The organism is uncultured Mucilaginibacter sp. (assembly GCF_913773635.1).
Classification (GTDB): domain Bacteria; phylum Bacteroidota; class Bacteroidia; order Sphingobacteriales; family Sphingobacteriaceae; genus Mucilaginibacter.
On record NZ_CAJYGQ010000008.1, the window covers coordinates 241,210 to 255,655 of the forward strand.

Genomic DNA, 14,446 nt, shown 5'->3' on the forward strand with positions numbered 1-14,446 from the left:
ATCGATATATCTTGATTAATTAATTGACGCTAATCTGGTTTGTAATACGGTTTGCTTGTAAAGCGGGTTTTCAGCAAGCTTAAGCTCTTTCTTTAACTGATCGGTTAAATAAGGCTTTTGTTGTGACAACCATTGCTGATATTCGGCTTCGGTAACCACAAGTACAAGCTTTTGCATGTTGTAATGGCTTCCACCGCATATCTTGTTGCAATACAGGTGATAGTTAAAATCAGGTTGATCTAACTTATTGCGCATCTCCGCAGTAGTTGCAGTTGGCGTAAATTTAAAGTAGGTTGGCAATCCGGGTACGGCATTGATTTGTACACGGAAATTAGGCATATACACACTATGTATAACGTCTTGTGCAAGTATGTTTAAACGAACTGATTTATTTACAGGTATAACCAAAGTATCGGCCTGTAAATCATCAAAGCTGTTTTTATCATCATAGCTTACACCAAGCTTGTTGGTACCGTTTACCAATTTGTAGTTTTTCTTACCTAATTTACCGTCGGCACCAGGGTAACGCAATTCCCACGCAAATTGGTGACCGGTAACATCAATATTTAACGAAGCAGGCTCGCCTTTAGCATCAACTGTATTAGTTATCTTTCTCCAGGTAAGGAAACCGAATACTACCAACACTGTTAAAACGATAGCAGGAGCAACAGTCCATATTTTTTCGATGGTATTGTTGTGAGGATAGTAGTAAGCTTTACGTTTGTCAGAACCTTTGTATTTAAACACAAAACCAAACAGCAATATCTGAGTGATAAGGAACACTACGAAAGTAATACCGAATGTGGTCCAAAACATTGAGTCAAGGGTTTTACCGTGTACCGATACAGCATCACCTATAATCATACTTCCTTGTACGCTGAAAGAGTAGTACACTCCTATTAAGCCCGCACCAAGGAATATGATAAAGCAGGTTGCCATCACGTTATTCCAGTTAACTCCCTTTTTACCTTGCATTTGTAAGGTAAGGTCGTACACTTTAAATATTTTGCCAATGATTGCCACGGCTATACAGATAACCACAAACAACAAGGTATAGTAACCTACTGACGTCCACATACCGGCTGTTTGAGCCGATGTGTTACCTGTATCGGTAGCAGTAGAGTTTGAGCTGGCTGCCTGCGCCATTACCAGGTTGGTACCCAGTAACAGGAGCATAGCCGACAGCGATAAGAACTTTTTATAATTTATCAGATGCTTAAATGCCATTTGTATCAGTGGTTTGATATTCTAAAATGTGTTACAAAGTTAGCAAAATATTAAATGTGGTGGTGAAGGCTCTCTTCCAGGAACGGGTGTTTTTTAGGCACCAATGACTCAAATTTGCTTAAAGCGCTGAGCATCACGAAAGAGAAAAGACCAACAAACCCAACAAAAGTAGTAACTTCAGTTAAACCAAACTCTCTGTGCTGCTCCATAGTACCTGGCATAATCATCAGGTAATAATCTAACCAGTGACCAATGATGATTACAATAGCTACAATTTTCATACGAGTGAATGAGCGTTTGTTATCATTTTTCATCAACAGGAATAATGGCGCACAGAAGTTTAAAACAATGTTTAACCAAAACCACCATTTGTACTCAGGCTCCCAGCGTTTGTAAAAGTAAACACTTTCCTCAGGCATGTTAGCATACCAGGTAAGGAAGAATTGCGCAAACCATACATAGGTCCAGAATATTGAGAAACCAAAGATAAGCTTACCCAAATCATGCATGTGGTTTTCATTAACCCATGAGAAGTAACCGTTCTCTTTAAGGATAGATAACGTTAATGCAATGGCAGCTAAACCAGTAACGTGCGCAGCGGCAAGATTATACCAACCAAACATTGTTGAGAACCAGTGAGCCTCTAAAGACATGATGGTACCAAACGAATAGATAGGGAATGTGAAGCCAAAGATAACAAGGAAGATGGCTGACATCTTAAAGCTTTTGTTGTAGTTAAGCATACCGCCTAAGCTGTCTTCGCTGTTTGAATAATCAACTAACAACTTACCGAACCAGGTATATAATAATAACATTACCGCTAAGCTTCCGTAAAAGAACGGCTTATTAAGGAAGGCCGATTTACCTGCTATGATAGCATCATAAATAGGGCTGCCTTCGGTAGTAAGGCCGTCAGTTGCCCAGTGCGAGTAAAGATAAGGAGCCATTACTTCGTGGCCTTCATGGCTTTCTTTATGGGTTAAAAACAAGCCTGCACCTACTACAATAAGTAATAGTACAACACCTACGCCTAACACACGGGCAAAAGCCTGCGGTATACGCAATAAACCAACAGACCAGCCTGCTTGCGCCATATACTGATAAGCCAGGAAAAATACACCTGCAACGCAAACGCCTACAAAATAGTAGCTCATAAGCAACAGGTTTGAGAATGTACGTACTGCATGATGGCCATGAGTATCGATTGCAAAACCGTACACTATGCCCAGCACACCAATTACAATAGCCACCAGGCTAAATGTTTTGGCTTTGCCGGCAAATTCAAAACGTTCGTCAAAACTATGTGGATGATGAGTGCCCATTCAGCTTTTTAAATTATAAGGTTTGCAATTTGTGAACATACATTACTATTTTCCAGCGCTCTTCAGGAGCTAACTGTGATGCATATGAACCCATAGCATTTACACCGTAAGTAATGGTATGATATATTTTACCATCTGTAAGATCTTTCATAGCGCCACCGCGTGATGATTGACCTTTTGAGTAAGATGGCGGAGGTGGATAACCGTGTTTGGTTACTTCGCCGTCACCTTGTCCCTGTTCGCCGTGGCAAGGCGAGCAATAATGTTCATACAATAATTTACCTTCGGCAAAGTTTGACTGCGTTTGGGCAATTATATTTTTAACCTCTAAACTGGCCTGATCATAACCGGCACGGGTATTAGGGTAGTCAAAGCGAGTAAAACCGATTGGCGTTGTGCCAGCAGGTGGAACCTGTGCTGTTTTACCGTCTTTAAAATTCGGGTTTTTTTGATCCGGATCGTACGCAATTTTCTCGTACATGTTAGGAGCGTACTCCCAACCGGTGCTTCTTTTATCGTGGCATGATGATGTTACCGCAACAGCAGCAAAAGCGATCATGGTTGCGCCGAATATTCTGATCTTATTCATCATAGCTAACATACTTTCTCTTATTGTGCTTTACTTCAACTGCACCCGCTTCTTCAAGCAAACGGGTTATATCATCATGCGGGATGTTTCCTTTTGCATCTACTGCAATTACAAACCGGTCATCGGTAGCGCGCAAATCCATTACACGTGGAGCACGGCCAGGGAAAAGGTGTGTAGCTGCGAAGAATGTTGCCACCATACCAAATGCAGTGAACAGGATAGTCCACTCAAAAGTAAATGGAACAAAATCTGGCATTGCAAAATGTGGCTTACCGCCTATGTTCATTGGCCAGTCGTGTACAAGCGTGTAGTAAACAATACTGAATACAACTGTAGCACCCAGGCAGCCAAAGCAAAATGCTGCGTAACCTAAACGTGATTCTTTAACGCCCAATTTAGCTTCAATACCGTGAATAGGCATTGGCGTATAAACATCATAAATCGGGATGCTGTTCTTTTGTAGTTTGGTGATGCCGTCCATCATTAGGTCCGGATCCTCAAAACAACCTAATATAAATTTAGTGCTGCTCATGATTATGCTTTATGGTATTGAGTTAAATCAACACTGTCGTACTTTTCTAATGCTTTAACGTAGTCGTCAACATGAGTTGGGTCAAGATGACCTTCGTCAATCAATTTCTTTTTAGCCTGCTCACTTGAAGTTTTCACTAGTAATTTCACCTCGGCCATAGCTACTGATGGAAGTACACGTAAGAATAAAAGGAACATTACAAAGAAGAAACCTATTGAACCAACGAAGATACCTACGTCTGTCCAGGTTGGATAGAACATTACCCAGCTTGATGGTAAAAAGTCGCGGTGAAGTGAGGTTACGATAATTACGAAACGCTCAAACCACATACCAATGTTTACAATGATTGAAAGAATCCAAGACAATGGAATATTGATACGGATTTTTTTGAACCAGAATAACTGTGGAGTAATAACGTTACAAGTCATCATGCTCCAGTAAGCCCACCAGTACGGACCGGTTGAACGGTTGATGAACGCGTATTGCTCGTATTCAACACCTGAGTACCATGCAATGAAGAACTCAGTGATATAAGCCACACCTACTACCGAACCAGTTAACAAAATAATTTTGTTCATTGATTCGATGTGGAACATGGTGATGTAGTTCTCTAAGCCTAATACCTTACGTGCAATTAACAATAACGTTTGCACCATGGCAAAACCTGAGAAAATTGCACCCGCAACGAAGTACGGAGGGAAAATGGTGGTGTGCCATCCTGGTTCTAATGAGGTTGCAAAGTCAAAAGATACAATGGTGTGTACCGAAAGTACCAGTGGAGTTGATATACCTGCAAGAATTAACGATACGGTTTCAAAACGTTGCCATGTTTTAACCGAGCCTGTCCAACCGAATGACATGATTGAATAGATGCGGCGACGTAAACCGGTTGCACGGTCGCGGATTGATGCAATGTCAGGTAACAAACCAGTGTACCAGAATACTAATGATACAGAGAAGTATGTTGAAATTGCAAACACGTCCATCATCAACGCTGAGTTCCAGTTTACCCATAACGAACCAAATTGGTTGGGAAGTGGTAAGGTCCAATACGCTAACCATACACGACCCATGTGACCGAAGATGTAAGTAGCCGCACAGATTACCGCAAAAATGGTCATTGCCTCGGCAGAACGGTTAATTGAGTTACGCCAGTTTTGACGGAAGATTAATAGTACCGCAGATATAAGCGTACCTGCGTGACCGATACCTACCCACCACACGAAACCGGTGATGTCCCATGCCCAGCCTACGGTTTTATTCAAACCCCACTCTCCTATACCGTACCAAAAAGTCCAGCTGATAGAGAATAACCAGATGCTCGCTCCTATTACAGAGAGAACAAAGCCTATCCACCAAGCCATGTTAGGTTTATTTTCTACAGGGGCTAAAACCTCGTTAGTAATTTGGGCATAGGTTATGTTCTTGCCCGTAATTAACGGTTCCCTGATTATTGATTCACTGTGAGATGCCATAGTGTATTAATATCTCGTATTTTAAGTTTAAGCCTCTGTTGTCAGTCTGTTTCTTACTTTGGTTTGGTAACCTATACCCGGTTGCACGTTAAGTTCTTCAAGTACGTAGTAAGTACGGTCGCTCTTAAGCGCTTTTGAAACCTCTGAATTAGGATCGTTTTTGTTACCAAAGATGATTGCATTGGCTGAACAGGTTTGCTGACATGCCATTTTAATATCACCATCGTTCAAAGAGCGTTTCTGCAATTTGGCGTTTAATTTACCAGCTTGTATACGTTGAACACACATTGAGCATTTCTCCATAACACCACGGAAACGGGTAGTTACATCAGGGTTAAGTACCAGCTCAGTGTAATCATTTTGCAGGTAGTTCTCAAAGCGTGAATCGTTCCAGTAGTTAAACCAGTTGAAACGGCGAACTTTATACGGACAGTTGTTAGCGCAATAACGTGTACCCACACAACGGTTGTACGTCATTTGGTTTAAACCTTCACTTGAGTGAGTGGTTGCCAAAACCGGACATACAGTTTCGCAAGGAGCGTGATCACAGTGCTGACAAAGCATTGGCTGGTAAGTAACCGATACATGGTCTAAATCTTCCAGTTTATCAATCTCTTTCTCTTCTGTAACTGTTTTGCCTTTCTCGTCAAAGCTATAGTAACGGTCAATACGTATCCAGTGCATTTCACGACGGCGGCGAACCTCGTCACGACCTACAACAGGTATATTATTTTCAACGTTACATGCTACCACACATGCGCCGCAACCGGTACATGCGTTAAGGTCAATAGCCATAACCCAGTCATACTGCGGACGATCGTAAGCTTCCCATAAATCATAGGTTTGCTTTTTCTCATGCTCGCCATGACCATGTTCTTTCTCTTCAGATTTTTTCAGGTATTCCTGCAGAGTAGTCTCGCGGATGATGTCACGGCCTTCATATGAACCATGAGTTTGAGTTTGCGCAAGAACAACCTTATCTCCACCTAAAGCTTCGATAGTAGCAACAGCATTTCCCTGGAAAGTTCCGTTGGTTAATACAAGGAATGGGTAAGCATTTTTACCAACACCATCACCTACTTTACCTGCTTTAGTACGGCCGTAACCTAAAGCTACAGAAACGGTACCTTGCGCCTGGCCTGGTTGCAATAACACAGGAAGCTCAGTGCTGTAACCATTAGCAGTAATTTTAATTAAATCACCTTCTTCTAACTTCAGCTCTTCAGCTGTTTTAGGAGCTATGGCAGCAAAGTTATCCCAGGTAACTTTTGAAACTGCCTCAGGCAATTCCTGTAACCATGGGTTGTTGGCATATTTACCGTCACCTACGCTGGTGTTTTCGTAAACCTGTAACTCAAGTTTACCTTCACCACCAGTTAGCTTGTTGCCTTGAGCAAGTATGGTTTGGGCAACAGCATTAAGGTCGCGGCTGAAGGTAACAGGGGTTGCAGGTTTTTCAGCAACTTTTATAAATCCGTTTTGTAATAAGGTATCCCAACCATTTTGACCGGCTAAACCGCCTTTGGCCAAAATTCCGTTGTTCCAGGTATTACGTACAAACGTATAGTAATCTTTAACCGCATTGTTACTCCATACCAATAAGCTTTGTTCAGCTTTACGGGTATCGTATACAGGGTTAATAGTTGGTTGTATTAAAGTGTAGAATCCTTCAACAGCGTTCTCGTCACCCCATGATTCAAGGAAATGATGAGTTGGCGCTACAATGTTACAAGCAGCTGCAGTTTCATCATTGTAAGGAGCGAAAGAAACCCTTAAACGAACTTTTTTCAAGGCATCAGCAAACGCGCTGCTCTGATAATAGTTATAAACCGGGTTTGCATCCAGGAAGAATACGGCGCCTACGTCACCACGTTTCATTTCTTCAACCAAAGCAACCAAATCAGCGTCGTTACCTTTGTATTGGTATGAAGGGTTATCTAAGTCAATTGTATTTCCGTAACTGCCTAAAGCTGAGTTTATGGCATTTACCAGAATTTGAACAGCAACATCATTACTACCCGAAACTACTACAGCACGGCCTTTAGCGGCAGCAAGTTGTTTTGCAGCAAGCATGATAGCATTATCTGCAATGTTGTTACCTAATTTTTTAGAACCAGGTAAAGTAGTACCAGTAATTTCATTGTAAAGGTTAACAAGGGCTAAACCTTCTTGCGAAACTTTAATAGGAATACGAACGTCGGCATTACTACCGGTTAAGCTCATGCCCGACTCAAACTGTATGTGACGAGACATTTTACCGCTTTTTACAGCAGCCTCATTACGTTTAGTAACATACTGGCGGGTAAATTCAGAATGCGAAATCCATGAACCCAGGAAATCAGCACCAAAGCTTACTATTATATCAGCTTTATCAAAACGGTAGTGAGGTAAAACTGCTTTACCAAAGCTGTTTTGGTTAGCTTGAATGATACCGGTATATGATACCGCATCATAAGTAACGTGCTTGGTTGTAGGGTACTCGGCAGCAAAAGCAGCAATTACACCTAAGGTAGATGGGCTGTTGATACTGTTAGTTACTAACCTTATTTGTTTACCGCTTGCTTTAATGGCAGCAAGTTCGGCTTTTACAAAACTATCTAACGGATTCCATCCAGTATCGCCGCCATCTTGCATAGGGCCTTTAAGACGGCTGGTATCATACAAACCAAGCAATGAAGCTTGTGCCTGTGAACTAATACCACCCTGACCAAATAAGTCGCCAGGGTTACCTTCAATTTTAATAGGACGACCTTCGCGGGTTTTTACCAGTATAGCCTGACCTTCAAAACTTGATACGTAGAAGTTGGCCACACCCGGAGTTACCTCTTCAGGTTTAATTAAGTAAGGAATTGATTTATGTACAGGGGCTCTTTGACAAGCTGCCAATGACACCGCGCCAATACCAAAACCAACCGATTTAAGGAAATTACGGCGTGGGGTTTTGCCAGTTAAACCGGTACCGCTCAGCACTTCCTCAATTGGCACAGGCTCAGCAAACTCGTGCTTGTTTAATTCAACAAACTCTGGTGTGTTGTTCAGCTCCTCTAAACCTTTCCAGTATTTTTTATTGCTTTCCATTTAAGCTATATAAACTGTAAATTGCTAAGTTTCTTAATTTATTAATAGTGGCATTTAGCACACTCTAAACCGCCCATCATGGCTGCTGTCACTTTCTCGCCTTTTTTCAGCTTCTCATGAACTTCAAGCATGTTATCATAGTAAGCGTTGCCTAAGCCATTGATGTTAGTGCGTTTGTGACACTGGATACACCATTTCATGGTAAGCGGTGAGTACTGATAAACCTCTTTCATGGTTTGGATTGGACCGTGACAGTTTTGACACTCTAAGCCAGCAACTTTTACGTGCTGTGAGTGGTTGAAATAAGCCAGGTCTGGCAGGTTATGTATACGTACCCATTGAATAGGACGAGCCTTGGTAGTATCGTACTTCTGAGTACCCGGATCGTAACCCAATGCAGTATAAATTTTCTGGATTTCAGGGGATTCGGTTTTAACCACCTTATGACAGTTCATACATACGTTAAGAGACGGGATGGTTGCATTCTTACTTTTGTAAGCACCACCATGACAGTACTGACAGTTGATTTTCATTACACCGGCGTGCAATTCATGCGAGTAAGCAATTGGCTGCACGGGCTGATATCCTTGCTGTACACCTGTGTTCCACATGGTTACCCAGTTCCAGCTACCAAAAGCAACTACACCGGCCAATACCACAAAAAATACAAGCTTTTTATTTTTAATCAACCTTCTGAAGGTAGCAAAACGGTCAACTGCAACAACATCAGTTACTTCCTCAGCCGGAAGCAAATCTTTGCGGTTAAGCAATAAACGCTCTAGCGTACCAATAGCACGATTTAAAACCAGAATTACGATGAAAGCTACGATGATGATACCGATTAAGGCAAATACCATTGAACTGCTCGGACCGCTATCAGCAACCTCCCCGGTGGCAGCACCACCTTTTGGTTTCTCTTGCATTACTTTCCATTCTTCACGAACGTAAGTAATAATGTTGGCCACATCACCGTCGCTTAGCTCGGTAAACACGGTCATACCAGCCTGGTTGTACTCGTTATAAACCTTAAGAGCTTTAGGATCTTTAGCAGCTATTAGAGCCTGATTGTTCTGAATCCATTTGGTTAACCACTTGTCATCAGTTTCTGAGGTCATGATAGGGCCAAGAGCCGGACCGGTAGAGCGCTGGTCTAATTTGTGACAGGCTGTACACTTGGCCTTGTACAAAGCTTCACCCTTGGCTTTATCGCCTTGGGCGTGGGCAGCAAAACTCAATGCAGTTAAGCCTGCAATAAGTAAAACCGACCTTGAAAACTGTTTAAAAAGTAATGAGATATTCCTCATAAAGCGTATTTATACTAAGATAAGTTTTATGTTTATGATAAACGTTTACTGAAAAGGCGTAACTATCCTCAAAATTTCAGTCCACAAAAGTAAAATTTTATAAACTATGGCTGACAAATTAGTGACACTTGTTTCTAATTTATAATCGTTCTAAACAAATTAAAAAAAGTGCTTAAATGGCTTAAAACAGCACATTTTCGTTTAATGTAAATAATTTTTCGCCTATTTAGACCCTTCCAAAATTGAAAATGCCAGCTTATAATTTGTTACAGCATTACATTTTTATTAAAACAGACGGGGTTCCTCGTTACAAGGAACCCCGTTGCTAAAATGCAGCAATGTAAATTATACTTTTAAATAAGCTTATTGATTTAACAACCAAGCAAAAATCAAAGGAGCAACTATAGTAGCGTCACTCTCAACAATAAATTTTGGCGTGTTTACATCAAGTTTACCCCAGGTAATTTTTTCATTAGGCACAGCACCTGAGTACGAACCGTATGAAGTGGTTGAGTCAGAAATCTGGCAGAAATAGCTCCAGAACGGAATGTTCTCCATCTCCATATCCTGGTATAGCATTGGCACCACACAGATAGGGAAATCACCGGCAATACCGCCACCAATTTGGAAAAATCCTAAGCCCTTACCTTCTGAATTTTTTACATACCAATCGGCCAGCCAAGCCATGTATTCAATACCGCTTTTCATGGTGGTGGCTTTAATTTCGTTTTTTATAACATATGAAGCAAAGATGTTACCCATGGTTGAGTCTTCCCAACCTGGTACCACAATTGGCAGGTTTTTTTCGGCAGCAGCCAGCATCCACGAATTTTTCGGGTCAATTTCGTAATACTGCTCCAGCTCACCGCTCAACAATATTTTGTACATGTACTCATGTGGAAAATAACGCTCACCAGCATCGTCAGCATCTTTCCATATTTTATGGATGTGCTTTTGTAAACGGCGGAAAGCTTCCTCCTCAGGTATACAAGTATCAGTAACACGATTGTAGTGATTCTCTAATAAATCCCACTCATCCTGCGGGCTCAAATCGCGGTAGTTAGGCACACGTTTGTAGTGCGAGTGCGCCACCAGGTTCATAATGTCTTCTTCAAGGTTGGCACCTGTACAGCTAATTATATCAATTTTACCCTGGCGAATCATCTCGGCCAGCGAAATACCCAGTTCGGCGGTACTCATAGCACCGGCCAGTGTTACCATCATTTTACCGCCTTCCAGCAGGTGGGTTTCGTAACCTTTGGCTGCATCAACTAAAGCGGCAGCGTTAAAGTGCAGGTAGTTTTTCTCGATAAACTGCGATATGGGTCCCTTTGTAGTGCTCATGATCAATCGTTTTTTATAATAGCCGCAAAAGTAGCTATTTTGTTTATTAAAGTTTGGCAGTATTTAAATCATTGATCAACTTCACTGTGTCAATTTTAAGCAAGGTGGGCGCATTGTATTTTATTTAAACATTTTGCTGACAAGTATGCTTATCACAGCGGCATCTTTTTTGATTACATTTGCATTGTTTTGAATATTCGCGACATTTTAGATAGATATAAAGCCGATGACAGGGTGAAAGAACTGGCCCAGGCCATTAACAGTTCTAAAAATCCGAGGGTTCAGCTACGCGGCCTTGTAGGGTCAAGTGATGCTACAATTGCTGTGGCATTGTACTTTTTACTGCATAAGCACCAGCTATTTATATTACCCGACCGTGAAGAGGCCAGCTACTTTCAGGCAGATCTGGAAAATCTTACCGGTAAAGAAGTACTCCTTTTCCCGTCATCATACCGCAAACCGTTTGAATTTACCCAGCCCGATAGCAGCAATGTTTTAGCGCGTGCAGAGGTATTGAATGAGTTAAACCACTCCAAAGAATACGGACAAATTATTGTTACCTACCCCGAAGCTGTTGCAGAAAAGGTCATTGACCGCTCATCGCTCGAAAAAAACACGCTTGAGATTGCAGTTGAAAATAAACTGAGCATTGATTTCATTAACGAGTTTTTAATTGAGTATGATTTTGAACGGGTTGATTTTGTATACGAGCCGGGTCAATTCTCTATACGAGGTGGTATAGTTGATATCTTCTCCTTTTCGCATGATTTACCTTACCGGGTTGAATTTTTTGGAGATTATGTGGAGTCAATCCGCACTTTTGAAATTGAGAGCCAGCTATCATCTGAAAGGGTAAAAGCTATTACCATTGTTCCAAATGTGCAGTCGAAGTTTTTAACCGAAAACAATATTTCAATTTTGGAATATGTTGAGCGCGACACACAAGTTTGGATAAAAGATGTTCAGTTTACGCTGGATATTATCAAAGAGGGCCACAAAAAGGCCACCCAGCTTTGGAAAGCGCTCTCTGCCGACGAGAAAAACCAAAACCCTGACTGGATTGACCCTAAGTTTGCTTTTACCGATGAAAAACTCATAGCAGACCAGCTGCATGATTTTGCTGTTATTGAATTTGGCAAGCAATTCTTTTATGATGCTACGCACAGCATCAACTTTGATGTTAGGCCACAGCCATCATTTAACAAAGATTTTCAACTGCTCATTCATAACATCAAAAACAATGATGCCGAGCGTATTGAAAATTTAATTTTCACCGATTCGACCAAGCAGGTTGAACGGCTGTATGCTATTTTTGAGGATTTGGATAAAACGGTAAAGTTTACGCCGGTTCATGTATCTATACGTGAAGGCTTTATTGACCGTGAACAAAAATTGGCTTGCTATACCGACCACCAAATATTTGACCGCTATTATAAATATAAGCTTCGCAAAGGTTACCAGCGTACGCAGGCCATTACACTTAAAGAGCTACGCGAACTAAAGCCAGGAGATTACATTACCCATATAGATCATGGCGTTGGCAAGTATGCGGGCCTCGAAAAAGTGGATGTTAACGGCAAAATGCAGGAGATGATTCGCCTTATTTATGCCGATAATGATTTGCTTTATGTAAACATTAACTCGCTTAACCGCATATCTAAGTTTAGCGGCAAAGAGGGTGCAGTGCCTAAAATGAACAAACTGGGCACCGATACCTGGGAACGGTTAAAAAAAACCACAAAAAAAAAAGTTAAAGACATAGCGCGCGATCTCATTAAGCTTTACGCTATACGTAAAACTAAAGAAGGTAATGCATTTGCGCCCGATAGCTATCTGCAAACTGAACTGGAGGCCAGCTTTATTTACGAAGATACCCCCGATCAGGAAAAAGCTACTGCCGACTTTAAGCGTGACATGGAAGCCCCCCACCCTATGGATAGGCTGATATGTGGCGACGTAGGTTTCGGTAAAACCGAAGTTGCCATACGCGCTGCCTTTAAAGCAGTTGCTGATAGCAAACAGGTAGCCGTACTGGTGCCCACAACAATTTTAGCTGCACAACACTTTAAAACGTTCTCTGACAGATTAAAAGGCTTCCCTTGCAACATTGATTATGTAAACCGCTTTAAATCTAATAAGCAGATCAAGGATACCTTGACCAAATTGCAAGAAGGCAAGGTTGACATTATTATAGGCACCCATCGTTTGGTGAGCAAGGATGTGAAGTTTAAAGACCTCGGCCTCATGATTATTGACGAGGAGCAGAAGTTTGGTGTAGCCACCAAAGAGAAACTGAAAGCCATGCGGGCCGATGTTGATACCCTAACGCTTACGGCAACACCTATTCCGCGTACGCTGCACTTTTCGTTGATGGGTGCGCGCGATTTGTCTATTATATCTACACCACCGCCAAACCGCCAGCCGGTAGTAACCGAGCTGCATGTATTTAACGATAAGCTGATTAAAGAAGCCGTTGAATTTGAAATTGACCGTGGCGGACAAATTTTCTTTATCCACAACCGTGTAGCCGATTTGATGCAGCTTGGTGGTATGATACGTAAACTGGTACCTAAAGCCCGCATTGGTGTGGCTCATGGCCAGTTAGAAGGCGACGATCTGGAAGATGTAATGTTGAAATTTGTAAACCATGAGTATGATGTACTGGTGGCCACTACCATTATTGAGGCAGGTTTGGATATACCCAACGCCAACACCATTATAATTAATCATGCTCATATGTTTGGCCTGAGCGATTTGCACCAAATGCGTGGACGCGTTGGCCGGAGCAATAAAAAGGCATTTTGTTACTTACTAAGTCCGCCGTTATCAACCCTTACACCTGAAGCTCGCAAACGACTAAGCGCTATTGAGGAATTTAGTGAATTAGGTAGCGGTTTTAACGTAGCTATGCGCGATTTAGACATACGCGGCAGCGGTAATCTTTTGGGTGCTGAGCAAAGCGGCTTTATTGCCGAAATTGGCTTTGAAATGTACCACAAGATACTGGACGAAGCTATTCAGGAGCTGAAGGACGAAGAATTTAAAGAAGTGTTTAAAGATGATAAGCCAAGGCCGTTTATCACTTTCACACAGATAGACACAGACATGGAAATACTCATACCTGATGAGTATGTAACCAGTTTAACTGAGCGCTACAACCTTTACACCGAAATTTCAAAGCTGGAAAATGAAACCCAACTCATGGCCTTTGAAAAACAACTGGCTGACCGCTTTGGGCCTATCCCGCCTCAGGTTACTGATTTATTTAATACCATACGCCTGCAATGGCTGGGCAAGGCTATTGGCTTCGAAAAAATATCGCTTAAAAAGAATGTATTGCGTGGCTACTTTTTAACTAATCAGCAATCGGCATATTTTGAGTCGGTGGCGTTTATGCAGGTATTGCAGTTTGTAAAAAACAACCCACGCCGTGTTAACATGAAAGAGGTTAAAAATACACTTCGTATTAGCGTGGAGGGTGTTAGAAGTATTAACGAAGCCGTTGACTTACTGATGGAAATTGGCATCGGAGTTCCGGCCTAACTTATACTGCCTTTGAGCTATGGATAATAACT

9 protein-coding genes are annotated in these 14,446 nt (G+C 41.8%); 1 reads left to right on the plus strand and 8 read right to left on the minus strand.

The features are described from left to right. Positions 1-15: 15 nt before the first annotated feature. The 8 genes from QZ407_RS10775 to QZ407_RS10810 form a co-directional block, all read right to left on the minus strand. A complete protein-coding gene (locus QZ407_RS10775; RefSeq protein WP_295770769.1) occupies positions 16-1,227 on the minus strand; it encodes a cytochrome c oxidase subunit II in 1,212 nt (403 codons plus the stop codon). Between the two features lie 50 nt (positions 1,228-1,277). Beyond that, positions 1,278-2,549 (minus strand): quinol:cytochrome C oxidoreductase, encoded by a 1,272-nt coding sequence (locus QZ407_RS10780; protein WP_295770771.1) that lies wholly within the window; start codon positions 2,547-2,549, stop codon positions 1,278-1,280. Between the two features lie 13 nt (positions 2,550-2,562). After that, positions 2,563-3,141 (minus strand): cytochrome c, encoded by a 579-nt coding sequence (locus tag QZ407_RS10785; RefSeq protein ID WP_317163645.1) that lies wholly within the window; start codon positions 3,139-3,141, stop codon positions 2,563-2,565. Beyond that, positions 3,131-3,670, minus strand: a complete 540-nt coding sequence (locus QZ407_RS10790; RefSeq protein ID WP_295770774.1) for a DUF3341 domain-containing protein — start codon at positions 3,668-3,670, stop codon at positions 3,131-3,133. The genes QZ407_RS10785 and QZ407_RS10790 overlap by 11 nt, the downstream gene beginning before the upstream one ends. Positions 3,671-3,672: 2 nt before the next feature. Beyond that, positions 3,673-5,145 (minus strand): NrfD/PsrC family molybdoenzyme membrane anchor subunit, encoded by a 1,473-nt coding sequence (gene nrfD, locus QZ407_RS10795; RefSeq protein WP_157542870.1) that lies wholly within the window; start codon positions 5,143-5,145, stop codon positions 3,673-3,675. A 27-nt stretch (positions 5,146-5,172) separates the two neighbouring features. Then, positions 5,173-8,223, minus strand: coding sequence for a TAT-variant-translocated molybdopterin oxidoreductase (locus QZ407_RS10800; RefSeq protein WP_295770777.1), 3,051 nt, complete (start codon positions 8,221-8,223; stop codon positions 5,173-5,175). Between the two features lie 41 nt (positions 8,224-8,264). Further along, complete coding sequence (locus tag QZ407_RS10805) at positions 8,265-9,527, minus strand: cytochrome c3 family protein (protein WP_295770780.1); 1,263 nt, start codon at positions 9,525-9,527, stop codon at positions 8,265-8,267. Between the two features lie 363 nt (positions 9,528-9,890). Continuing rightward, positions 9,891-10,871: a deoxyhypusine synthase family protein gene (locus QZ407_RS10810; protein WP_157542873.1), complete on the minus strand. Its 981-nt coding sequence runs from the start codon at positions 10,869-10,871 to the stop codon at positions 9,891-9,893. Positions 10,872-11,060: 189 nt separating this feature from the next. On the opposite strand from QZ407_RS10810, the gene mfd reads away from it, so the two are divergent. Next, the gene (mfd, locus tag QZ407_RS10815) at positions 11,061-14,414 is read left to right on the plus strand and encodes a transcription-repair coupling factor (RefSeq protein WP_295770783.1); all 3,354 of its coding nucleotides are present in this window, start codon (positions 11,061-11,063) and stop codon (positions 14,412-14,414) included. The last annotated feature ends 32 nt before the right edge of the window (positions 14,415-14,446 follow it).

Excerpts from the sequence above, each read along its gene's own strand:
- QZ407_RS10775 (WP_295770769.1), bottom strand. The coding sequence starts at position 1,227 with ATGGCATTTAAGCATCTGATAAATTATAAAAAGTTCTTATCGCTGTCG.
- QZ407_RS10780 (WP_295770771.1), bottom strand. The coding sequence starts at position 2,549 with ATGGGCACTCATCATCCACATAGTTTTGACGAACGTTTTGAATTTGCC.
- QZ407_RS10785 (WP_317163645.1), bottom strand. The coding sequence starts at position 3,141 with ATGATGAATAAGATCAGAATATTCGGCGCAACCATGATCGCTTTTGCT.
- QZ407_RS10790 (WP_295770774.1), bottom strand. The coding sequence starts at position 3,670 with ATGAGCAGCACTAAATTTATATTAGGTTGTTTTGAGGATCCGGACCTA.
- nrfD (WP_157542870.1), bottom strand. The coding sequence starts at position 5,145 with ATGGCATCTCACAGTGAATCAATAATCAGGGAACCGTTAATTACGGGC.
- QZ407_RS10800 (WP_295770777.1), bottom strand. The coding sequence starts at position 8,223 with ATGGAAAGCAATAAAAAATACTGGAAAGGTTTAGAGGAGCTGAACAAC.
- QZ407_RS10805 (WP_295770780.1), bottom strand. The coding sequence starts at position 9,527 with ATGAGGAATATCTCATTACTTTTTAAACAGTTTTCAAGGTCGGTTTTA.
- QZ407_RS10810 (WP_157542873.1), bottom strand. The coding sequence starts at position 10,871 with ATGAGCACTACAAAGGGACCCATATCGCAGTTTATCGAGAAAAACTAC.